Source organism: Collimonas sp. GW821-FHT07E08 (genome assembly GCF_059418905.1).
Genome location: NZ_JBWKQR010000004.1, coordinates 157,749 through 179,359 on the forward strand (window position 1 = coordinate 157,749; position 21,611 = coordinate 179,359).

General features: G+C 61.6%; 23 protein-coding genes. 10 read left to right on the top strand and 13 right to left on the bottom strand.

Annotated features, from left to right (window positions below; genetic code table 11):
- Positions 1–5: 5 nt before the first annotated feature.
- The 8 genes from urtD to AC07RZ_RS06865 form a co-directional block, all read right to left on the bottom strand.
- Positions 6–860, bottom strand: a complete 855-nt coding sequence (urtD, locus tag AC07RZ_RS06830) for an urea ABC transporter ATP-binding protein UrtD (RefSeq protein WP_144738536.1) — start codon at positions 858–860, stop codon at positions 6–8.
- Complete coding sequence (gene urtC / locus AC07RZ_RS06835) at positions 857–1,996, bottom strand: urea ABC transporter permease subunit UrtC (RefSeq protein WP_494667372.1); 1,140 nt, start codon at positions 1,994–1,996, stop codon at positions 857–859. The genes urtD and urtC overlap by 4 nt, the downstream gene beginning before the upstream one ends.
- Entirely contained in the window at positions 1,993–3,597 is a 1,605-nt protein-coding gene (gene urtB, locus AC07RZ_RS06840; protein WP_494667373.1) for an urea ABC transporter permease subunit UrtB, read from the bottom strand. Before urtB ends, urtC begins: the two co-directional genes overlap by 4 nt.
- A 506-nt stretch (positions 3,598–4,103) precedes the next feature.
- A complete protein-coding gene (urtA, locus tag AC07RZ_RS06845; protein WP_494667374.1) occupies positions 4,104–5,357 on the bottom strand; it encodes an urea ABC transporter substrate-binding protein in 1,254 nt (417 codons plus the stop codon).
- A gap of 346 nt (positions 5,358–5,703) precedes the next feature.
- Positions 5,704–6,786, bottom strand: coding sequence for a calcium:cation antiporter (locus AC07RZ_RS06850; RefSeq protein ID WP_092393028.1), 1,083 nt, complete (start codon positions 6,784–6,786; stop codon positions 5,704–5,706).
- Positions 6,787–6,861: 75 nt separating this feature from the next.
- On the bottom strand, positions 6,862–7,806 hold the full coding sequence (dapA, locus tag AC07RZ_RS06855) for a 4-hydroxy-tetrahydrodipicolinate synthase (protein WP_494667375.1): 945 nt from the start codon (positions 7,804–7,806) through the stop codon (positions 6,862–6,864).
- A gap of 51 nt (positions 7,807–7,857) precedes the next feature.
- Positions 7,858–8,088, bottom strand: a complete 231-nt coding sequence (locus AC07RZ_RS06860) for a hypothetical protein (protein ID WP_494667376.1) — start codon at positions 8,086–8,088, stop codon at positions 7,858–7,860.
- 263 nt (positions 8,089–8,351) lie between these two features.
- Positions 8,352–9,152 (bottom strand): AraC family transcriptional regulator, encoded by an 801-nt coding sequence (locus AC07RZ_RS06865; RefSeq protein WP_494667377.1) that lies wholly within the window; start codon positions 9,150–9,152, stop codon positions 8,352–8,354.
- Positions 9,153–9,239: 87 nt separating this feature from the next.
- Here AC07RZ_RS06865 and AC07RZ_RS06870 point away from each other — a divergent pair, with 87 nt between their 5' ends.
- Positions 9,240–9,506 carry a hypothetical protein gene (locus AC07RZ_RS06870; protein WP_144738529.1) on the top strand — a complete coding sequence of 89 codons (267 nt, stop codon included), beginning with the start codon at positions 9,240–9,242 and terminating at the stop codon, positions 9,504–9,506.
- Positions 9,507–9,539: 33 nt separating this feature from the next.
- Here AC07RZ_RS06870 and AC07RZ_RS06875 read toward each other — a convergent pair whose 3' ends face one another.
- Entirely contained in the window at positions 9,540–10,250 is a 711-nt protein-coding gene (locus AC07RZ_RS06875; protein WP_494667378.1) for an N-acetylmuramoyl-L-alanine amidase, read from the bottom strand.
- A gap of 166 nt (positions 10,251–10,416) precedes the next feature.
- Positions 10,417–11,361, bottom strand: coding sequence for a LysR family transcriptional regulator (locus AC07RZ_RS06880; protein WP_342830259.1), 945 nt, complete (start codon positions 11,359–11,361; stop codon positions 10,417–10,419).
- Between the two features lie 136 nt (positions 11,362–11,497).
- Here AC07RZ_RS06880 and AC07RZ_RS06885 point away from each other — a divergent pair, with 136 nt between their 5' ends.
- The 6 genes from AC07RZ_RS06885 (at position 11,498) to AC07RZ_RS06910 (ending at position 17,582) form a co-directional block, all read left to right on the top strand.
- A complete protein-coding gene (locus AC07RZ_RS06885) occupies positions 11,498–12,736 on the top strand; it encodes an argininosuccinate synthase-related protein (protein ID WP_494667379.1) in 1,239 nt (412 codons plus the stop codon).
- Positions 12,737–13,492, top strand: a complete 756-nt coding sequence (locus AC07RZ_RS06890) for a 2OG-Fe dioxygenase family protein (RefSeq protein ID WP_494667380.1) — start codon at positions 12,737–12,739, stop codon at positions 13,490–13,492.
- 129 nt (positions 13,493–13,621) lie between these two features.
- Positions 13,622–14,614 (top strand): DMT family transporter, encoded by a 993-nt coding sequence (locus AC07RZ_RS06895; RefSeq protein ID WP_494667381.1) that lies wholly within the window; start codon positions 13,622–13,624, stop codon positions 14,612–14,614.
- 481 nt (positions 14,615–15,095) lie between these two features.
- A complete protein-coding gene (locus AC07RZ_RS06900; RefSeq protein ID WP_494667382.1) occupies positions 15,096–16,991 on the top strand; it encodes a S53 family peptidase in 1,896 nt (631 codons plus the stop codon).
- A gap of 103 nt (positions 16,992–17,094) precedes the next feature.
- Positions 17,095–17,319, top strand: coding sequence for a 2-phosphosulfolactate phosphatase (locus AC07RZ_RS06905; RefSeq protein ID WP_144738522.1), 225 nt, complete (start codon positions 17,095–17,097; stop codon positions 17,317–17,319).
- 47 nt (positions 17,320–17,366) lie between these two features.
- Complete coding sequence (locus AC07RZ_RS06910; RefSeq protein ID WP_144738521.1) at positions 17,367–17,582, top strand: hypothetical protein; 216 nt, start codon at positions 17,367–17,369, stop codon at positions 17,580–17,582.
- Between the two features lie 3 nt (positions 17,583–17,585).
- Here AC07RZ_RS06910 and AC07RZ_RS06915 read toward each other — a convergent pair whose 3' ends face one another.
- A complete protein-coding gene (locus AC07RZ_RS06915; RefSeq protein ID WP_494667383.1) occupies positions 17,586–17,987 on the bottom strand; it encodes a YXWGXW repeat-containing protein in 402 nt (133 codons plus the stop codon).
- Between the two features lie 364 nt (positions 17,988–18,351).
- Between AC07RZ_RS06915 and AC07RZ_RS06920 the strand changes: the two genes are divergently transcribed.
- Both AC07RZ_RS06920 and AC07RZ_RS06925 read left to right on the top strand, forming a co-directional pair.
- Positions 18,352–19,002 (top strand): glutathione S-transferase family protein, encoded by a 651-nt coding sequence (locus tag AC07RZ_RS06920; protein ID WP_494667384.1) that lies wholly within the window; start codon positions 18,352–18,354, stop codon positions 19,000–19,002.
- Positions 19,003–19,081: 79 nt separating this feature from the next.
- Positions 19,082–19,438, top strand: a complete 357-nt coding sequence (locus AC07RZ_RS06925) for a DUF1304 domain-containing protein (protein WP_494667385.1) — start codon at positions 19,082–19,084, stop codon at positions 19,436–19,438.
- Between the two features lies 1 nt (position 19,439).
- Here AC07RZ_RS06925 and AC07RZ_RS06930 read toward each other — a convergent pair whose 3' ends face one another.
- On the bottom strand, positions 19,440–19,979 hold the full coding sequence (locus AC07RZ_RS06930) for an NADPH-dependent FMN reductase (RefSeq protein WP_494667509.1): 540 nt from the start codon (positions 19,977–19,979) through the stop codon (positions 19,440–19,442).
- Positions 19,980–20,054: 75 nt separating this feature from the next.
- Positions 20,055–20,306, bottom strand: a complete 252-nt coding sequence (locus tag AC07RZ_RS06935) for a hypothetical protein (protein WP_494667386.1) — start codon at positions 20,304–20,306, stop codon at positions 20,055–20,057.
- A 277-nt stretch (positions 20,307–20,583) separates the two neighbouring features.
- Between AC07RZ_RS06935 and AC07RZ_RS06940 the strand changes: the two genes are divergently transcribed.
- Positions 20,584–21,582, top strand: a complete 999-nt coding sequence (locus AC07RZ_RS06940; protein ID WP_494667387.1) for an alpha/beta hydrolase family protein — start codon at positions 20,584–20,586, stop codon at positions 21,580–21,582.
- The last annotated feature ends 29 nt before the right edge of the window (positions 21,583–21,611 follow it).

Below are 21,611 nucleotides of genomic sequence, written 5' to 3' on the forward strand. Positions count from 1 at the left end.
GTCTTCTAGCGCCCGAGGTAAACTTCGATCACGCGCTCATCGGCCTGCACTTCCGACATCTTGCCGGCTGCCAGCACCGAGCCTTCATGCAGCACGGTGACCTTGCCCTCCTGCGCGATCTCGGCGACAAAGCCCATGTCATGTTCGACTACCATGATCGAATGCTTGCCGCGCAGTTCATTGAGCAGCTCGGCGGTGCGCGCGGTTTCTGCATCCGACATGCCGGCTACCGGTTCATCCAGCAACAGCAGCTGCGGTTCCTGCATCAGCAGCATGCCGATTTCCAGCCACTGCTTCTGGCCGTGCGACAGCAGGCCGGCCAGCCGCCGCTCGTTGCCGTTGAGGCGGATCAGCCTGAGGCAAGCGTCGATCTTGTCGACCTGTTCCGAGCTCAGCCGCGAAAACAAGGTGGTCTTGACGCGCTTGTCCATCTTCATCGCCAGTTCAAGGTTCTCGAACACGGTGTGCTGCTCGAACACGGTGGGCCGCTGGAACTTGCGGCCGATGCCGGCGTGGGCGATGTCGTATTCGGTCAGCTTGGTCAGGTCGATGCTCTGGCCGAAGAAAGCGGTGCCGGCGCTGGGCCGGGTCTTGCCGGTGATGACATCCATCATGGTGGTCTTGCCGGCGCCGTTGGGGCCGATGATGCAGCGCAGTTCGCCCACCGAAATATCCAGGTTCAGGTTGTTCAGCGCCTTGAAGCCGTCGAAGGAAACCGTGATGTTTTCCAGGTAGAGGATGGCGCCGTGGGTGGTGTCGACGCCTTCCGGCTTGATCCGCGCATACGAGGTGCCGTAGTCGGCGTGCAGGGCGTTGTCGACCTTGTCGGACGGCTGCGCCGGGTTATAGATCTGGCTCATGCGCTCTCCTTGCCGCTGTTGAATTTGCTTTTCAGCTTGTCGGCCAGGCCCAGGATCCCCTGCGGCATGAACAGCGTGACCAGGATGAAAATCAAGCCGAGCGCGTACAGCCACAGGTCGGGGAAGGCGCCGGTAAACCAGCTCTTCAGGCCGTTCACCGAGAAGGCGCCGATGATCGGCCCCAGCAGCGAGCCGCGGCCGCCGACCGCGGCCCAGATCACCATTTCGATCGAATTGGCGGGCGACATCTCGGACGGATTGATGATGCCGACTTGCGGCACGTACAAGGCGCCGGCGATGCCGCACAGGACCGCCGACAAGGTCCATACGAACAGCTTGAACCAGAGCGGGTTGTAGCCGATGAACATCAGGCGCGATTCAGAGTCGCGCACTGCCTGCAGCACCCGTCCGAGCTTGGAGGTGACGATCCAGCGGCACAGCAGCAGGGCGCCCAGCAGGAAGGCCAGCGTGATCAGGTACAGCACCGCCTTGGTCGACGGCGCCGTGATGGAATAACCCAGGATGCGCTTGAAATCGGTGAAGCCGTTGTTGCCGCCGAAGCCGGTGTTGTTGCGGAAGAACAGCAGCATGAAGGCGAAGGTCATGGCTTGCGTGATGATCGAGAAATACACGCCCTTGATGCGCGAGCGGAACGCGAAATAGCCGAACACGAAAGCCAGCACGCCCGGCACCAGCACCACCAGCGCCATGCAGTACCAGAAATGGTCGGTCAGCGACCAGAACCAGGGATAGGTTTTCCAGTCGAGGAACACCATGAAATCGGGCAAGTTGCTTTGATAGACGCCGTCGCGGCCGATCGCCCGCATCAGGTACATGCCATGGGCGTAGCCGCCCAGCGCAAAGAATACGCCGTGGCCGAGCGACAGGATGCCGGTGTAGCCCCATACCAGGTCGAGCGCCAGCGCCGCCATGGCGTAGCACATGAACTTGCCGACCAGGGCTACCGTGTAGCCGGAAATGTGCAGTACATGGCCGGCAGGGAAGGCCAGGTTGAGCGCCGGCAGCAGGGCCAGGACCACGCTGCAGAAAATGATCCCGCTCCACGCCGGTCGCGAAAACAATGGCGTCCTGGCTGCGGCGATCTGCTGGGAAACCGGTAGGGTTGCGCTGCTCATTCGACGCTCCTGCCTTTCAGGGCAAACAGGCCTTGCGGGCGTTTTTGAATGAAGACGATGATGAAGACCAGGATCGCGATCTTGGCCAGCACGGCGCCGGCCACCGGCTCCAGGAACTTGTTGACTTCGCCCAGGCCGAAAGCGGCGATCACGGTGCCGGCCAGCTGGCCGACGCCGCCCAGCACCACCACCATGAAGGAGTCGACGATGTAGCCCTGGCCCAGGTCCGGGCCGACATTGCCGAGCTGCGACAGCGCCACGCCGCCAAGGCCGGCGATGCCGCAGCCGAGGCCGAAAGTCATCATGTCGATCTTGCCGGTCGAGACGCCGACGCAAGACGCCATGCGGCGGTTCTGCATGACTGCCCGCACGAACAGGCCGAGCCGGGTCTTGTTCAGGATCAGCCACACCGCCAGCACCACGGCCAGCGCGAAGAAAATGATCACGATGCGGTTATACGACAGCACCAGCGAACCGAGCACGGTGACGCCGCCCGACATCCAGCTGGGATTGGCGACTTCGACGTTCTGCGCGCCGAAGATGGAACGCACCAGCTGCATCAGCATCAGGCTGATGCCCCAGGTGCAGAGCAGGGTTTCCAGCGGCCGGCCGTACAGCCAGCGCAGCACCAGCCGTTCCAGCACGATGCCGACCGCGGCGGTGACGATGAAGGCGGCCGGCAGCGCGACCAGCAGGTAGCCGTCCAGCGCGCCGGGGAAATACTGGCGGAACAGCAGCTGGCAGACATAGGTGGTGTAGGCGCCGATCATCAGCAGTTCGCCGTGCGCCATGTTGATGATGCCCATCAGGCCGAACGTGATAGCCAGCCCGAGCGCGGCCAGCAGCAGGACGCTGCCGAGCGAGATGCCGTAGAACACCTTGCCGATGAAATCGACCGTCGCCAGGTGGCGGTCCAGCACGCCCAGGGTACGCACGGCTTCGATGCGTACCGCCGGATCCGGTTCGACATAACTGCCGTCCGGGTTCTTGTCGAGCAGGTTTTGCAGGGCGGGGCGCAGGTTGGCGTTGGTGCTGCCGGCCAGGGTTTGCACCGCGGCCTTGCGGGTGGCGGCTTCGGGCGAGTGCAGGTTGGCGGTGGCGATCACCTGTTGCAGGATGGCCTGGATTTCGGGATCGCTTTCCTGGTGCAGGGCTTTGCTGATCAGCGGGATTTGCGCCGGGTCGGCGGTTTTTATCAGTTCCGTGGCGGCGGCAATGCGCTGGTTGCGGTTGGCGGAAAACAGTTTCAGGCCGGACAGGGCGCCTTCCACTACGCCGCGCAGGCGGTTGTTGACGCTGATGCCTTCGGCGTCGTCGGGCGTGGGCGTGGCCTGGTCGGTGGCTGGGTTGAATGCCTGGGTGTCGTCGACGATCAGTACGGTGCCGTCGGGGCGGGCATACAGGGCGTCGGTGTTCAGTGCATTCAGGATTTTTAGTGCGTCGTCGTTGGCCAGTGCGGCGATCTGGTTGACTGCGGCTATGCGTGCATCGGGGTCGTCGCCGGCCAGCGGCTTGAGCAGCGCCGGGTCGATCCTGGCGTGCGCCAGCGCGGTGTGCAGGCACAAACTTGCAATGAGAAGAATTTTTCTTGAGATTTTCATTAGTCTGTTTGCGAGCCGATTTTTTTCCTGCCTTGGCGTTACGGGACGGTAGTTAAATGGGGTCAGAGTTTTTTTTCGGCAGTTTTACCGCCGAAAATTACTCTGACCCCATTTAACGGGCTACGGAGTAGGTTCGGTGGCATGCGATGGCCTTCGTTCGGTGTTACCTAAAAAGTTCGCTACTCCGTGGAAGCTAGCCGGGGGTAGCCCGGCAGCTAGTCACTTTTCTTGCTTCGCCAAGAAAAGTAACCAAAAGAAGGCGACCGCAAAGCCGTTGCCCTCCCTTCGGTCGGGTCCCCAAATGAGCCAGCGGTCAGCCGGGTGGGAAGACAAACTCGCTTCGCTCAAACATGTCTTCCCACAATTCCCGGCTGACCGCTGGCTCATTTGGCAACGTCCCCATGCGGAATTCAAAAGCAACGGCAACGTCAAGAGCCACGGCAACGTCAAAAGCAACAGCAACTACAACAGCAACGTCAAAACCAACAGCCTTGATGCCGCTACGGTCAGAGTTTTTGCTTGCCTTCGTTGCCCGGGATGTATGGACTCCAAGGCTGCGCACGGATTGTGGTCTTGGTTTTGTTGACTACGTTGAACTGGCCGTCTGCCTTGATTTCGCCGATCATTACCGGCTTGTGCAGGTGATGGTTGGTGGCGTCCATTTCCAGTTCATAGCCGGACGGGGCCTTGAATTTCTGGCCGGACATGGCGGCGATCACTTTGTCGGTGTCGGTGGACTTGGCTTTTTCCACGGCCTGTTTCCACATGTAGATGCCGACATAGGTCGCTTCCATCGGATCGTTGGTGACCACGGTGCTGGCGTTCGGCAGTTTCTTGGCGACGGCGTAGGCTTTCCATTTCTTGATGAAGGCGGTATTGACCGGGTTTTTCACCGACTCGAAATAATTCCATGCGGCCAGGTGGCCGACCAGCGGCTTGGCGTCGACGCCGCGCAATTCTTCTTCACCGACCGAGAACGCCACCACCGGCACGTCCGTGGCTTTCAGGCCGGCATTGCCCAGTTCCTTGTAGAACGGCACATTGGAATCGCCGTTGATGGTCGAGATCACTGCCGTTTTGCCGCCGGCGGAAAATTTCTTGATGTTGGCGACGATGGTCTGGTAGTCGGAGTGGCCGAACGGTGTGTAGACCTCGTCGATATCCGCATCTTTCACGCCCTTGCTATGCAGGAAGGCGCGCAGGATCTTGTTGGTGGTGCGCGGGTAGACATAGTCGGTGCCGAGCAGGACGAAGCGCTTGGCGCCGCCGCCTTCTTTCGACATCAGGTATTCGGTGGCCGGGATCGCTTGCTGGTTAGGCGCGGCGCCGGTGTAGAACACGTTCTTCTCCAGCTCTTCGCCTTCATACTGCACCGGATAGAACAGCAGGCTGTTGAGTTCCTTGAAGACCGGCAGCACCGATTTGCGCGAAACCGAGGTCCAGCAGCCGAACACCACCGACACCTTGTCCTGCGAAACCAGCTGGCGCGCCTTTTCGGCGAACAGCGGCCAGTTGGAAGCCGGGTCGACCACCACCGGCTCCAGTTGCTTGCCCATCACGCCGCCGTTGGCGTTGATCTCTTCAATCGCCATCAGGGCCACATCCTTCAGCGAGGTTTCAGAGATCGCCATGGTGCCCGACAGCGAATGCAGGATGCCTACCTTGATGGTGTCCGCGGCAAATGCAGACGGCAGCCAGGAGCTGGCGGCCAGGGCGAAAGCGCCGAGTGCGGTAGCTTTCAGAAGGGTGCGACGTGACATGAATTTCTCCTCCGGTTATGAGCGATAAAAAACAGAAAAAGCACGAGCAAAGAAAGCCTGCGGCAAACCTGGTGAGGGGATGCGCCGATTACACAATGGCATTAGCAGAATGCATGCCAGAGAGGCGGGGCGGCGCCATGCGCCGGATTCGGGGAGAACGACTTGAATCTGGAACAATATCGACGCCAGCGAGACGCGCGGCGCCCATATTTGGTGAGAGGGGATTTTGGTGCAGGATAAGCGCACCAGCATGGTGCCGCGCTATGCGGCGACCCTGGGGGCGCCGCAAAAAACGATACCGATTGGTGCGGAAAACCGGAACTGGCTGGCCAGCTCCGGGATTGGTTCAGGGAACGATGGTGGTAAACAGGTAAACCGCAAAAATCACCAGGTGCACCGTGCCTTGCATGACCGTGGTGCGGCCGGTGCCGAGCGACAGCGTGGCGACGATGAAAGACAGCAGCAGCAGCACGGTGGATTTGACGTCCAGGCCGAGCGACAGGGTCCAGCCGGTGGTGAGCGAAACGATGGCAACCGCCGGAATGGTCAGGCCGATGCTGGCCAGCGCCGAACCCAGCGCCAGGTTGAGGCTGGTCTGCAGGCGGTTGGCGCGCGCCGCACGCACCGCGGCCAGTCCTTCCGGCAGCAGCACCACCGCGGCAATGATGATGCCGACCAGGGTCTTGGGCGCGCCGACGCTCGCCACCGCGGTTTCCAGGGCCGGCGCCAGCGATTTCGCCAGCAGCACCACCGCTCCCAGGCAAACCAGCAGCAAGCCGCCGCTGAGCGCGGCCACCTTGGCTGATGGCGGCGCCGCGTGGACATCTTCATCGTTGACAGCTTCTTCCGGCAAGAAGTAATCGCGATGGCGCACGGTCTGCACCAGCACGAAGGTGCCGTACAGTATCAGCGAGATGACGGCGATGAACGCCAGCTGGCTGGGACTGTAGAACGGGCCGGCGGCGCTCGAGGTGTAGTTGGGCAGCACCAGCGTCAGCACCGCGATCGCCGCCAGCGTCGCCAGCGAAGCGCTCACGCCCAGCAAGCCGAAACTCTGTTCCTTGTGGCGGCTGGCGCCGACCAGCAGGCAGATGCCGACGATGCCGTTGAGGATGATCATGATGGCGGCAAACACGGTATCGCGCGCCAGGCCCGTGGTTTCTTCGCCGCCGGCCAGCATCAGCGAGACGATCAGCGCCACTTCGATCAGGGTCACCGCCAGCGCCAGCACCAGCGTGCCGTAAGGTTCGCCGACCCGGTGCGCGACGACCTCGGCGTGGTACACCGCCGCCAGTACGCTGCCGAGCAGGCCAATCACCAGCAATATCGTATAAAAGCCGCCTGGATTAAAGCTCGCGCCGCCGAGCAGGAGCCAGCCGGCGACCGGAGCGGCGATGGACCATATGGGGAGTGCAGGGGAAATTTTCATATGGCGATTGGACACGCATCAAGCATTTTTTGCAAGTATTGCGTGGAAATCGGCCGCCGGCAAGGACAAGGCGCTTCATCTCACCAGGCCCAGCAGCCGGGATTTGCCGCGCATGGCCGATTCCGGCTGCATGCTCTTGCCGGCAACCGGCACCGTCATCAGCTTTTCCAGCGCCCTGGCCAGCTTGACCCGGCCCGCCGCCGACATCCTTGTCATCGGCAGGCGCAGTTCGTCCTGTATCTGGCCTTGCATGGCCAGCGCCGCCTTTACCGGACCAGGATTCGGTTCCGAGAACAGCAGCTGGATCACCGGCAGCAGCTGCTTGAACAGGGCGCGCGCCGAACCGAGCTGGGCGGCGCGCACCAGTTCGAACAAATGCACAAACAGGTCGGGCCGTATGTGCGCCGCGGCGGAAATGGCGCCGTGTCCGCCCAGGCAGAGCGTATTGAACAGCAAGGAATCGTCGCCGCACAGGACACGCAGGCCGGTGCGGTTGATCAGTTCCATGGTTTGCGCCAGGCTGCCGCTGCTTTCCTTGATCGCCGCGATATTGGCATGCTGTTCCAGCGCGCTCACGGTAGCGATATCGATATTGACGCCGGTCCTGGCCGGGATGTTGTACAGGACCAGCGGACTCTCGGCGGCCGCGGCCAGCGCTTCGAAATGCAGGCGTATGCCTTCTTGCGACGGCCGTACATAAGACGGCGCCGAAACCAGGAAAGCAGCCGGGCGCAAGGCGTTCAGGCGCTCGATTTTCTCCGTCACCGCACGCGTGTCGCTGCCGCCGATGCCCATCGCCACCGGACAGCGGTCTTGCACCGCCTCCATCACGCTGCACAGCAGCTTGTCTTGTTCATGCTCGTTCAGGGTGGCGGCTTCGCCGGTGGTGCCGCACACCACCAGGCCATGCACGCCGGCGGCGGACAGGTTCAGGGCCAGTTGCTGCGCGCCGTAGAGATCGAGTTTGCCTTGTCGGAAAGGCGTGACGAGGGGAACCCAGATGCCTTCAAAAATGGACATGATGTGCTGTTTCCAGTAAAGGTTGGAATGATGTGATGTCGACGGCGGGGCTCATGCCGGCTGCAGCGGCGTGATGCGGCCGAATTCTGCCTGCGGCAAGGCGCGCATGATGTTGCCGATGACGGCGTCGATCGAGCCCTTGCTCAGGCACAGCCAGAATTTCATCTTGCTGGCGTGGTCGACCGGCTTGACGCGCATGTAGATCATCAGGTCGCCGCAGGTGCCGACGATGATGCGGCGCAGCTCGGCGACCGAGGCGGCATCCACGGTGATGCGCATCATGAAATCTTTGTGGATCGGGAGGGGTAGCCGGCGATACGAATGCGAAGGGAAGGGCAAGGCAGGGGCCTGGATTTTTTTCGAGACGGCAGCGGGAAGCGAAGAGAAGCGCCATGCTGCTGGAATTACCTGATTCATAGAGGGTATCTACTGGTCGTTTAGGTGATTACAGGTTAGCAGGCAGGACGTAAAGATTCTCTAAAAAGGACTAGCGGGCTTGTAAACGCGGCGTAAAAATTGCTGCGCTGCTCGTGCTTGATGCAGCGTCAGGCCGCGCCGTTTTTTGCAAGCAGGTATTTGCTCGGAGAGACGCCCAGCGAGCGCCGGAACATGGCGATGAATGCACTCAGGCTGTCATACCCGAGATCAAGCGCGATGCCGGTCACCGGCTGTCCCGCCATCAGCAGTTCCAGGGCGCGCATCAGCCGCGCGCGCTGGCGCCATTCGGAAAACGGCATGCCGGTTTCGGCGGCGAAGCGACGGCTCAACGTCCTGGGCGCAATCGCGGCCCACTCTGCCCATTGCTGCAGGCTGCGCTGGTCAGCCGGATTGTCGGCCAGGGCCTGGGCGATTTTTTTCAGGCGGCGTTCCACCGGCAGCGGCAACGCCAGCCTTGCGCGCGGCAGGCTGGCGATTTCATCAAGGATGACGGCCAGTACGCGCGCTTGCATTGCGTCGGGCATGAGGGCATCGGCCCAGCTTGCGGCTCGCAACACGGCTGCCCGCAACAGGCCGGAGACCTGCAGCACCAGCGCTTGCTGCGGGAGGCCGGCACAGGCTGCGGGGGCGACATAAACGCTCCAGCCGTCGAAGGGGCCGTGCGAGCGCAGGCTGTGCTGCTGATGGCCCGGGATCCAGACGGCGTGGCTGGGCGGCACCACCAGCCGTTCGTCGCCGGTATCGATGCTGAGCAAGCCGCCGGTCGCAGCGATCAGCTGGCCGCGCGCGTGAGCATGGGGCGGCGTGGCGCGGAAATCGTCGCTGCGGCAATGCACCGCGATGACTTGCGGCCCGTCCTGGCCGTCGGCGCGGGCGGGATCGAGCAGGGTTTGTGGTTTGGCTTGCATGCGACATATTATGGCTTAACAGCACAAGCCAGGCCATTTTTTGCGCAGCATACTGGGCACTCCTTTCTTAATTAACGGAGCACAACCATGCGAGCAGAAGACCTGCTTCCCAACCATATCGATAGCGGTGATTTCAACGGCACCGTCGTGCGCAAAGGCACCGTCGGCGCTTTCCTGGCCAATGCCCGCACCTTCCTGGATCCATCAGCAGCGCCAGGCCGCCGCCAGGAAGCGGAGCGCCACATGGCCGAGGCGCTTGCGGCGCTGGAGGCACTTGGCCTGTTCGAGGTATTCGCGCTGCGCGATCCGGTCTTGCTGGCTTTTGTCGAAGAATGCCGCCGCAGGCAGGGTTGAATTTTTTGCCGGCTGTCCGCCAGCTGCATACTCTTATGGCGCCGCCGGCAAGCACTTTCGTATGCCGGCGGCGACGGCGCGGGCAGCCTTGCCGGCAAACCGCGGCGAGGCCAGGCGCGGCTCCTGGTCCGGATTGGCCAGCACGCCGACTTCGATCAGCAGCGCCGGCGATTCGGCGGTTCTTAGCACCGCCAGCTCGTCAAAGCGATGGATCCCCAGCTGGCGGTCAAGCAAGGGACGGTTTTCGCCCGGGATGGGAGTGGCGTGATAAAGCGAAGGATGTTCGCCGATGTCTTGCAGGCGCAGGCTGATGCTTTTGGCGCAATCCAGGCTGCGTGCGTAGTGCGGCTTGCTGGCGGAAACAAACAGGGCGTAGCCGGAAAATTCGCGGCTGCGGCCTGCGTCCAGCCAGGCTTGCTGCATCGAATCGTGGTGGATGGAGACGAACAGCGCTGCCCTGGCGCTGCCTTTGGTGCGCGCTTGCAGGGAGGCCGGCGATCCTTGCGCGGCGACGTCGACCACGTCCATTCCTTCTGCCTGCAATGCCTTGCCGAGGGCGATGGCGAACTGCCGGTTGAGGTCGAATTCACGGCTGCCGCCGGGGCCGGTGGCGCCGGGCTTTTCCGTCGTGTGGCCGGTATCGACCACGACTTGCTGTGCGCTGCAGCGGGCAAGCGGCAGGGCATAGCAGCAGGCCAGGCCGGCCACCGCCAGGAGTTGCCGGCAGATGGCGGCCTTGCTCATTTGTCGGATGCTAGTGTAGTGTTTCACACCTAATGAAACTTAATAAATGGCGTCTTTTCGCGCCATGCGTCGTTGCAAATCCTCGCGATAGTCCACTATCGCTCCGGTTTGCGTCTAGCCTGACACAAAAATCCACCATTTCTTAAGCTCCATTAGATGTGAAACACTACACCAGCCGCCGCCGGTCCAGGGGCTTCAGGTCGGCTTCCATGTGGGTCGCCAGGTGGTCGATGAAGACGCGCATTTTGGGCGCCAGGTAGCGGGTCGGCAGGTACTGTATGAAAGCCGTGCCCTGGTAGGCGGCGATGAATTCCCAATCGGTGAGCACGGCTTTGACCAGCCCTTGCTCAAGCGCGTTGCGGACGATGAAGTAGGGCAGGCAGCCGATGCCCAGGTTCTGCAGCACGCCGTCCAGGCGCGCTTCGCTGTGGTTGACCACGTAACGGCCGCGCACCTTAATGATGGTGGTTTCGCCCTGGCGCATGAAGTGCCAGTCGGAATCGCCGGGATTTTCGCCAAGGTAGAGGCAGCTATGGCTGCACAGGTCTTGCGGCTGTTTCGGCGTGCCGTGCTGGGCCAGGTAGCTGGGGGTGGCGCACAGCACCTGGTCGATCGACATCAGCGGCCGCGCCACCAGGCCGTCGGCCGGCTGGCTGGTGATGCGGATCACCAGGTCGGCGTCGTCGTTGATCAGGTCGACGTGGCGGTCGGTGAGAATCAGCTGCACATCGACTTGCGGATATTTTTCCAGGAAACTGGGAATCAACGGCGTCACCACGCCCTTGCCGAAGGCTTTTGGCATGCCGACCCGCAGCAGTCCCTGCGGCACCGCCACGAACTTGTCGGCCACTTCCATCGCCGCCTTGGCCGCGCCCACCATCTCCAGGCAGCGCTGGTAAGCTTCGCTGCCGGACTCGCTCAGGCGCAGCTTGCGGGTAGTGCGTTCCAGCAATCTGACAGATAATGCCTGCTCCAGACGCGACACCTGGCGGCTCACCGCCGAGGGCGTCATGCCGAGCTCCTGCGCCGCGGTCGAAAAACTGCCGGTTTCCACTACCCGGACAAACACCGCCATATCCGGCATCAGCTTGATATATCGATTGGCTCCCATTTGTTCCCGCTGTGCACAAGTGTTGTTCTGAATACATAGATTATCGTATTTGCTGGAATAAAACATAATTACATTCATTGGTGATTGTTTTTATTGATTTATTCATACTATCTAGTTTTTGAATGTCGGAGCTCCCATGATTCAGCCGCTAAAAAGAATACGCAGCATCGACGACCTGAAACTGGTGGCGGCTCACTGCGAGCATGTCCTGACTTTGTTCAGCGGTGGACTGGATAGTACCTATGCCTTGAAATGCCTGGTCGATAGCGGCTGCCGCGTGACGGCGCTGACGGTGGACCTGGGCGAGGGCATCAACGCCGCCGACCTGCAGCAGATCACGACGCACTTCGGCGCCGAGCTGCTGGTGATCGACGGCCAGCAAGCGTTCGCCGAAGATGCCGTGCTGCCGGCGATCCGCGCCAATGCCCGCTATATGGGCATCTATCCGATCAGTTCGTCCTTGTCGCGTCCCATCATCGCTCGCTTCGCGGTCGAAACCGCCTTGCGGCTCGGCTGCAACGCCATCGTCCATACCGCCAACCAGTCGCAGAACACCCTGCGCCGCTTGAACGGCGCGATTGCGCAGCTGGGCTACGCCGGTTATTACGGTACGCCTTACGAATACACCGCAATCTCCCGCGAAGAAAAAATCGAAGCCTTGCGCGCTGCCGGCCTGCCTCACTTCCAGGCGCGCGGCATCAGCGGCGACGCCAACCTGTGGTGCCGCGAATTTGAATCCGGCTCGCTCGACAATCCGGAATCGTTCTGGGTGCCGGAATCCCTGTTTGACTGGACTGCCGCCGTCGATCCGGCGCCTGCCAGCATCGAACTGTCGATCCGTTTCGACGGCGGCCGGCCGGTCGCCATCGACGGCGAGGCCTTGCCGCTGGTGGAACTGATCGCACGCCTGAATCGCCGTGTCGGCGTTTTCGGCATCGGCCGTTATTGCGGCCTGGAGCACCTGGAGCAGGGCGAGAAGGTGCTGGAAGTACGTGAAGCGCCTGCCGCCATGGTGCTGCTGGAAGCATACCGGCACCTGGAAACGGCAGTGCTGGACGCCGAACTGCTGCGCGAAAAACTGCACATGGAGCAGCTGTGGGTGCGCGAAGCAATCGAAGGACGCTGGTTCACCCCGCTGCGCGCCGCCGCCGACCGTTTCATCCTGGAGACCGTGCAGTATGTCAGCGGCACAGTCAACTATCGCTTGCGCGCGGGCGCTGCCGACGTCTGCGCGATACGCGCCGACGCGCCGCTGTACCTGACCGATCGCGACAGCTGGGAAAAGGACATCGCTGCGCAACGTTCCAGCCGGCAGCTGTTGGCGCCGACCGGTTCGGTGCTGGATGCCAGCAAACTGCTGGCTGAGGAAAACTAAATGGAAATCGACGTCTTGGCGCCCATCAGGATCGCGCCGCCCATCATCGACCATCTCAGCAATGAGCTGCGCCAGCGGCAATTCAGCGTGATGTCCGGCCGCGCCGTGCAAGCTGCCTGCGATGTCGATCCAGGCACCTGGGATGAATTCGCCAGCTGCTGGAACAACCTGCCGCAAGACAAGTACATGGGCGACAACGGCAGCTACCGCTTCCGCCGCTACAGCGCATTCGAACTGGACGGCGTCGACGGCGTGCTGCGGCAGCTGCCGCACGCGCCTTACGTGCAGCCGAGCTACATCAATAAGCTGAACGGCGACGTCGCTCGCCATTTTGAACCGCTTGAGCAGCACTTTATCGACAACCCTTTCCTGTCCGGCCTGCTGCTGTCCCTGGCGCAAGTGTTTGACCGGGTCGACGGCGGCAGCGGCAAATGGAATATCCGCCTCCATCCTTACCGCATACGCGCCAGCTCCCATGTCCCAGGCAACCCGACGCCGGAAGGGCTGCACCGCGACGGCGTCGACTATATCGTGACCATGATGGTGCGCCGTCATAACGTGGTCGGCGGCGAGACCTACATTACCGATGTCGCCGGCAAGCTGATGTGCCGCTATACCTTGACCGATCCGATGGACCTGATGCTGGCCGACGATGCCCGCACCATGCACGGCGTGACCAAGGTGCTGCCGCATGAAGCCAAGCGTGAAGCATTCAGAGATGTGCTGGTGATCGCCTATACCAGGACCCAAGCTTAACCAAGCGTGATCCGACCCTGACCAATATCCTCGGTGCTCCCGCCGTTTGTTCCGCTCAGCCTCCACCTAGGCGGAACGTTTTTTTTTCTTAACTGATAGCGCTGATGGCGTTATCCGGAGTAAAGCGAAGTGACGATCCCATCTGCCAGCCGGTCCCCCAACTCATCTGCCAAAGGTCTCTGGTTCGCCGACTTGCTGCTGTTGCTGGTTGCGATCGTCTGGGGCACCAGCTATGGCGTCGCCAAGGACGCGCTGGTGTTTTATCCGGTGCTGGGTTTTGTCGCAATCCGTTTTTGCATGACCTTTTTCCTGCTGCTGCCCAGCCTGCGCCGGCTGGCCCGGCCGGAAGGCAGGGCTGCGTTGCGGGCAGGCGTGCCGCTCGGCTTGATCCTGCTTGCCATCTTCATCTGCGAAACCTTCGGCGTGGCGTTGACGCAAGCTTCGAACGCCGCTTTCCTGATCAGCCTGTGCGTCGTCTTTACGCCTTTCGTCGAATGGCTGGTGATGGCGCAACGGCCGCCGGTCAGCGCTTTCGTGGTGGCTTTTGTTTCGCTGTCCGGCACCTGGCTGCTGACCGTCGGCAGCAACCTGACCTTCAACCTGGGCGACGGCCTGATGCTGGCGGCGGCGTTGCTGCGCGCCTTCATGATGGTCATGACCAAGCGCCTGACGGTCGACAGGAGCATGTCCAACCTGACCCTGACCGCGGTGCAATCCGGCGTCGTCGGATTCGGTTGCCTGCTGGTCGCCAGCCTGTTCATGCAAGGCGGCTTGCCGCCGCTGCCAAGCGATCCGAGCTTCTGGGTGAGTACGGTCTACCTGGTGCTGTTTTGCACCATCTTTGCTTTTTTTGCGCAGAACTATGGACTGCGGCGCAGCAACCCCACGCGGGTTTCACTGCTGATGGGAAGCGAGCCGGTATTCGGCGCGCTGTTTGCTTCGTTCTGGCTCGGCGAGAAACTCGGCACCTTGTCCTGGATCGGCGGCGCGCTGATTGTCGGCGCTACTTTATGGGCGACATTGCCGCGTTCGATGCTGAATTTCGGTGCGGTTTTTTCGACCAGGAATATCAAGCAGGAGAGTGCTCCCATCATTGGTGCGGGAATTGATTCGAGCCAATGAATACAAGGGTTTGAGCGGAAACAGGGAGCAACGAAATACGCGGTTCGATAGAAGAAAATATCAGTTGAATTGCTATTGCCACACGGAAATAATTGATTTATTCTGAATCACAAGACAGATAGATTTGAATCTTGAAAAAGATGTGAAGCGTTGATTTTTCACACGGCATCCGCTCCAAAAGAGTCATCGGTGCCGTGGTTAATCCTCAAGAGGGAAGTCTCATGATTTGCACCGGATTCAATGCAATCTCCATCCGCCCGCGCCGCTCGCCAGATGCCGCGCAGCGGACCGCGGATCCTTCCGATCTTCCGGCATCGCCAGCGCTAACGCTGCGGCCATCCAGTTAACGGACATCACGTCTCGTTAAGCAACTGCATCACGACCGGTGATGCAGACTCCAGCGCCAGACCAACTTTGCATTGCTGATCGCAATGCCGGGCTGCGGCGTCTTTTATCTGTTCCATTCAAGAGGAATATGCACATGAAATCGGAAATATCAGCGAAAGCACTAGCAGCAAATTTTGCGATTCCCCAGGCTTCGGCATTGTCATTGGCGCTGTCCCTGGTGTTTGCATCTTTGTCTGCCGCCTCCTATGCAGCGGTGGCGGACAACAGCACTTGGGTCACCACCAAGACCCAAGCGTTCTTGCCGCAAGTCCAAGCGAATCAAAAGAGCGTGGCAGCCGATGCCAGCGTGGTAACCCCAGCCGCATCCGCCGTGCAATTGGCGCAAGGCGAGCCGGTCCACGTGACGCTCAGCCTGAATTTGCGCAATGAAGCCAAGCTCGACAAGTTCCTGCAGGACCTGCGTACTCCTGGCACGGCTTCCTACGGCAAGTTCCTGACGCCGGCGCAATTCGCCGCGCAGTATGCGCCTGCGGAAAAAGATGTGGCGAAAGTGGTTGCCCACCTGAGCAAGTCCGGTTTTGTCAACATCCAGGTGGCGCCGAATCGCCAGCTGGTGACAGCCGACGGCACTGCCGCTACCGTTCAAACCGGCTTCCGCACCGCGCTGAAACGATTCCAGCAAGACGGCCGTAACGTGTTCGCCAATACCGACGCTGCGCAAGTGCCTGCGGCGCTGAGCGGCATCGTCGGCTCGGTGCTGGGGTTGCAGAACGTTGCCATCGCCCAGACCCATCATCGCTGGGTACAAGCTCCTGAAGCCGGCGTGAGCGCACAGGCTAAAGTCACGGTCAATGCAACGCCGGTCGCAACGGCGCACAGCCCGGTGCAGTTCCCTGCGATCTATAGCGTCGGCTCTACGCCAACGGCTTCCAACACCGTGGTCGGCATCATCTCGGCAGGCGATCTCAGTCCGACGATTACCGACCTGCAAACCTTCACTACCGCCAAGGGCCTGCCTACCGTCAATACCCTGGTGGTGAAAACCGGCCCTGCCGGCGCCGACTATAGCGATACTTCCGGCCAGGTCGAATGGAACCTGGACAGCCAGACCATCACCGGCACGTCGGGCGGCGTCAAGCAGCTGGTTTTCTACGCGTCGCCTGACATGAGTTTCAGCGGCATCACTGCTGCCTACAACCGTGCGGTGACTGACAATGTGGCCAAGGTCATCAACGTCTCGCTCGGCGGCTGCGAGTCGGATACGCATAGCGACGGCACCCAGGCGGCAGACGACAACGTCTTCAAGCAGGCTGTGGCGCAAGGCCAGACATTCTCCATTTCGACCGGAGATGCCGGCACGTACAATTGCCAGGTCAGTTCGATTTCCGGTGCGCCTGGCGTGCCGAAAAGCAAAACTACCTATGACGTCAGCGAACCGGCTTCTTCGCCTTACGTGATCGCAGTCGGCGGCACCACCCTGTACACCAACTCCGGCGCCTACAGCAGCGAAACCGTGTGGAATGAAGGCCTGAGCGCAATCGGCACCTACGACGACGCAGGCGACTACGATGCCACCAAGCGCCTGTGGGCAACCGGCGGCGGCTACAGCAAGTACGAAACGGCGCCTAGCTACCAGACTGGCGTGATTGCCGCCGGCAAGACCACCCGCGGCCTGCCGGACATCGCATTTGATGCCGCCAGCGCCAGCGGCGCCACCATTTATTACAACAACCAGACCGGAACAGTCGGCGGCACCAGCTTGGCGGCGCCGATCTTCTCCGGCGTCTGGGCCCGCCTGCAATCGGCCAACAGCAATGCACTGGGTTTCCCGGCAGCCAGCTTCTACAAGTATTTCCCGGTGGCCGCCAACGCTTCGCTGTTGCATGACGTGACCTCCGGCACCAACGGCGCCAGCAGTTCTTACGGCTACAAAGCTGCCGCCGGCTGGGATGCGACAACAGGTTTCGGTAGCCTGAACATCGGCAACCTGAACACCTTCGTCAAGAACACTTCGGACTTTGCGCGTTAATCCTCCGAGGTTTCTGTAGCCAGCATGTTGGAAATCGCCGGCGCGGACAACCCTGTCCGCGCCGGCGACGAGATGGCAATACCTGTACTGATCGGAGCCGGACATGAACAAATCGAATTTCAGATGGATCGTCGCCGCCCTTGCGTTGGGCGCCGGCGGCATCTATGCGGTTTTCTCGGTCGACGATTCGATAGCGAAAACCGGGATCCATGCCGCGGCAGCGGCCGGGGAGCGGGGCGGATTGCCGTCCGGCGCCGCGCAGGCCGCTGCGCCAGCCTTGTCGGCCAAAGCGCAAGACGCCGTGAGTATCAATCCATTTGGAAAATAGCAAATGTCCGGGCCTGAACCGGGCAAGCAATCAAGGAAGAATCCGCAATGACCGCATATCTGCAACGACAAGACCGGCTGGCGCTGGTGACCCAGGCCACGGCAAATGTTACCGGCAAGCGATTCTGCTCGCATCACCAGGGTGAAGTCTCGGTGACGGAAGGCGATTTCGTGTTGCGCAACAAATCCAAGCGCTGGATCTGCTTCCGCTGCCAGGAACGCAGCCGGCTGCGCCGCGATGCGCTGGCAAAACAGGTCGGCTAATTATTAGCGAAACGCCGCAAGCGGATCGTATTGCGGCTCTGGAGCATCGTCTGCCTCCGCCGCGGCATTTCTCTGCTTGATGAAGCTGACCGAAGTGACGCGCCATTCGCCGCGCTGCAGCTGCCAGCCGTGTATCACTTTCTGCCAGCCCGGCTTCAGGTAAAGCTGGTTGTCGCGCTCCAGTTCCCAGTGGCCGGCTTCCCACACATACCAGCCGCCCACATAATTCCAGAATCCAGGACTCCACACCAGCCCGGCGCGCGGGACCGGTTCGGCTTCTTTCCTGGGGGCCGGCGGGGCGTTCCTGAGCACGATGCCGGGACCGCCCTGGGTCCTCGGCGGCGGACTGGCGAACGATGAAAAGCGGCCGGCGATGATCGCTGCGATGCTGAGAGGGTGTTTCAATTTGCGCTCCTGAAGTTGTTCAGTGCGATCGATTGTACGAAGCGGGAATTTCAGGAATGTGTCCCGTGCATTTGCTTACACTTTTCACATTTGACTTACAGCGCCAGGCTGGTTTGCCGACCGCGGCGCAGCCTGGCGGCTCTCCGATTCCCCTATGACAACCGCTGGTTTTCCGTGGCCGCGGCGGCGCCTGCGCCGCCTGCGGAGGTCTTGTGAATAGATTAATAAAGCTTGGCCAGGCGCTGCCCGAATAGAGGGTTTGGACTAATGCAAGAGGAAAATATTATCTAGTTGTTTCACTATGTGTCGGCAACGCTTGAGATATATTACATGCCCTGAGCGCCATAAAAAATCAGGAGATGCCATGACACCGAACCGCCGCGTGACTTTTTTCCATTCGCCCAACACCCGCTCCACGGGCGCCCGTATCCTGCTTGAGGAACTGGGCGCCGACTACCAGCTGCACGCGCTTAACATGAAGGCGGGCGAGCAGCGTAATCCCGCATACCTGGCAATCAATCCCATGGGTAAAGTCCCCGCGATCCGCCATGGCGAAGCGCTGATCACCGAACAGGTCGCGGTTTTCCTGTACCTGGCCGACCTGTACCAGGATGCCGGGCTGGCGCCGGCGCTGGACGATCCGCTGCGCGGCCCGTACCTGCGCTGGATGGTGTACTACGGTTCCTGTTTCGAGCCGGCGCTGGTCGACCGCGCCCAAAAGCATCCGCCGGTGGCGCCGTCGACCTGCCCCTACGGCGATTTCGATACGATGCTCAAGACCTTGACCGACCAGCTGGCCAAGGGACCGTATATCCTGGGCGACAAATTCAGCGCCGCCGACGTCCTGTGGGGCACCGCGCTGACCTGGACCACCGCCTTCCAGCTGGTGCCGATGTCGCCGGTGATACAGGCTTATATCGACCGGGTCAATGCGCGCCCGGCCGCGCAGCGCGTCAAGGCGCTCGACGCTGAGCTGGCGGCGCAGCACGCCAGCCTGGCCGCAGCCAAGACCTGAAAGCGGATTTCACCTCGCCTGCCGCCATCCTGCCAAAGCAGGGGCGGCAGCTTCCATCATCAAAAAAACGGAGCCTGATTTGAATACTGTCGCCAACCTGCTGATTGCCCTGGTCGCCTTGCTGCACGTCTATTTCCTGGTGCTCGAAATGTTCTTGTGGGATAAGCCGTTCGGCCTCAAGACGTTCAGGCTGACGCCGGAGTTTGCCGCGGCGTCCAAGGCGCTGGCCGCCAACCAGGGTTTGTATAACGGTTTCCTGGCTGCAGGCCTGGCCTGGGGGTTGTGCCTGGGTGCGCCAGGGCATGCGGTCAAGATTTTTTTCCTGGCCTGCGTGATCGTCGCCGGCATCTTCGGCGCGCTCACTGTCAGCCGCAAGATCCTGTACATACAGGCGGTGCCGGCTATCGTCGCTTCGGGTTTGCTGATGCTGGCCTGACTCATTCAGGCGGCAAGCGGGCCGCCAGCACGGCGGCGCGCAAGGCGAGCAGCGCGCCGCGCAGCGTTGCGGAAATTCCTGGGTGATGGACGATCTGGTCTTCGCTGAGATGCGAACCGAGGATGGGCACGGTGACCGACGCCGGCTCGACAACCTGCGCCGACATCATCGTCACGATTTCCTTCAACGACGCCTGGGCGTGCACCGCCCTGGGCGAAGCGTTCAGCAACGCCACCGGCTTGCGCACAAAAGCTTCGCAACCCACCATCCAGTCGAGCGCATTCTTCATGGCGCCGGTAATGCCGTGCGCATATTCCGGGCTGGCGATCAGCAAGGCGTCGGTGGCCACGATGCGGGCGCGCAAGTCTGCCACGGCGGCCGGGTCGCTGGCTTCGATATCGGGATTGAACAAGGGCAAATTGCCCAGGCCGCTGTACAGCGCGACGCTGATGCCGGCCGGCGCCAGGCGGACCATGGCGCGCAACAGGGCGGAATTGTGGGAGCCTGCGCGCAGGCTGCCCGAGATGGCCAGGAATTGCATGATGCCCGAGGAAGTTTGCAAGGACAGCCATTATGCCAACATCCGTTCCGGGCGTCGCCGGCACTGCGTTCCTGCCTATTTTGCAGGCGCGGCTTGCGGTGCTGGAGCAGCCTGGCGTGCGGCGGCTTCATCGGCGGCTTTCTTGTTGGCCAGGTGGCGTCCCACGACGCAGCCGCCAACCGCGCCGACCACTGCGTGATGACCCGCGTAGTGGCCCGCCACCGCGCCCACGGCAGCGCCTTTCAGGCAGCCTTTTGCCTGGGCTGCGCCGGTAGCGGCGACCAGGGCAACGGTGCATAGCATTGCTGCGATGATGCTTGATTTCATGGCGATTCCTTTGGAAGATGATTGTGCTTGTGCAGATCGTTAACGCCAAGGGCTGGGCGCTCGGTTGACAGCACCTGGAAAAAAGCGCCGGCTGTCGCATTGCCTGTTTTTCAAGGAAGCAGATCAAATGCCGGCTTTTTGATAACCCGGCATAGGCCATCGCGCTGATGCAAATCAGCAATCCCGGTCAGGCGCGCAATCCGGCCGCGCCCTACAATCGCTGCTATCCCGGCTTGTGACAGCCGGTTCGATTCCTGCCTTTCAGCCTGGAGATGACATGCGTTCCTTGCGTGCGGTGATATTGATCTTGATATGCGGAGTATTTGCCGGACAAGCCTCGGCCAGCGACGGCCAGATGAATGTCGGCATCGTCAGCCTGGCCACCGGCGGCGAATATGACATCCCGGTCGCGGTCTGGTATCCGACCGCAGCGCCGCCAACCGAATGGCAGACCGGTTCCGGCCTGATCCATGCCACGCGCAACGCCGCCATCGCGGCCGGGAAGCATCCGCTGGTCATCCTTTCGCACGGCAGCGGCGGCAGCGAATTCGGCCACGCGGACCTGGCTGAAGCCCTGGCCAGCCACGGTTACGTGGTAGCGACGCCGCGCCACCTGGGCGACAGCTACGACCGCCCGGAGGGCAGGTTTACGGATGTGCAGATCATTGGGCGCCCATGGCAAGCGGTGGCGACGCTGGATGCAGTCCTGGCCGACAAGCGGTTCGAACCGTCGATAGACGCCAGGCGCATCGGCATGGCCGGGTTTTCCGCCGGCGCCTACACCACCATGGTGATGGCGGGCGCCAAACCTGACCCTGCCTTATATACCGCTTATTGCGCGGCCCATGCCGACGACCATGAAGTATGCCCGGCCGGCGGCCAGTCGGCGCTGCGGCGCATCCGTCCCGGCTGGAACGTGCCCAGCGACAGCCGGGTGCGCGCCGCGGTGGCCATGGCGCCGTTCAGCATCATGTTCGACGCCAAAGGCGTGGCAGGCGTGACTATCCCGCTGCGCATCTACAAGGCCAGCGACGACCAGGTCTTGCGCAACCGCTGGAATACCGACCATCTGCTGAGCCTGCTGCCGGCCAGCGTGGAACGCGGCGAACTTGCCGGCGGCCACTATGTGTTCATCGCTCCCTGCAGCGACGGAATGAAGGCGGCAATGCCATTCCTGTGCGTCGATGCGCCGGGAGTGGACCGGGTTGCCGAGCATGCCAGGCTGAATGCTGAAATCATCGATTTTTTCGACCGCAAGCTGCCTAAAACCGAGTGAATGGCCTTCGATACGGCATCTTTTACTCA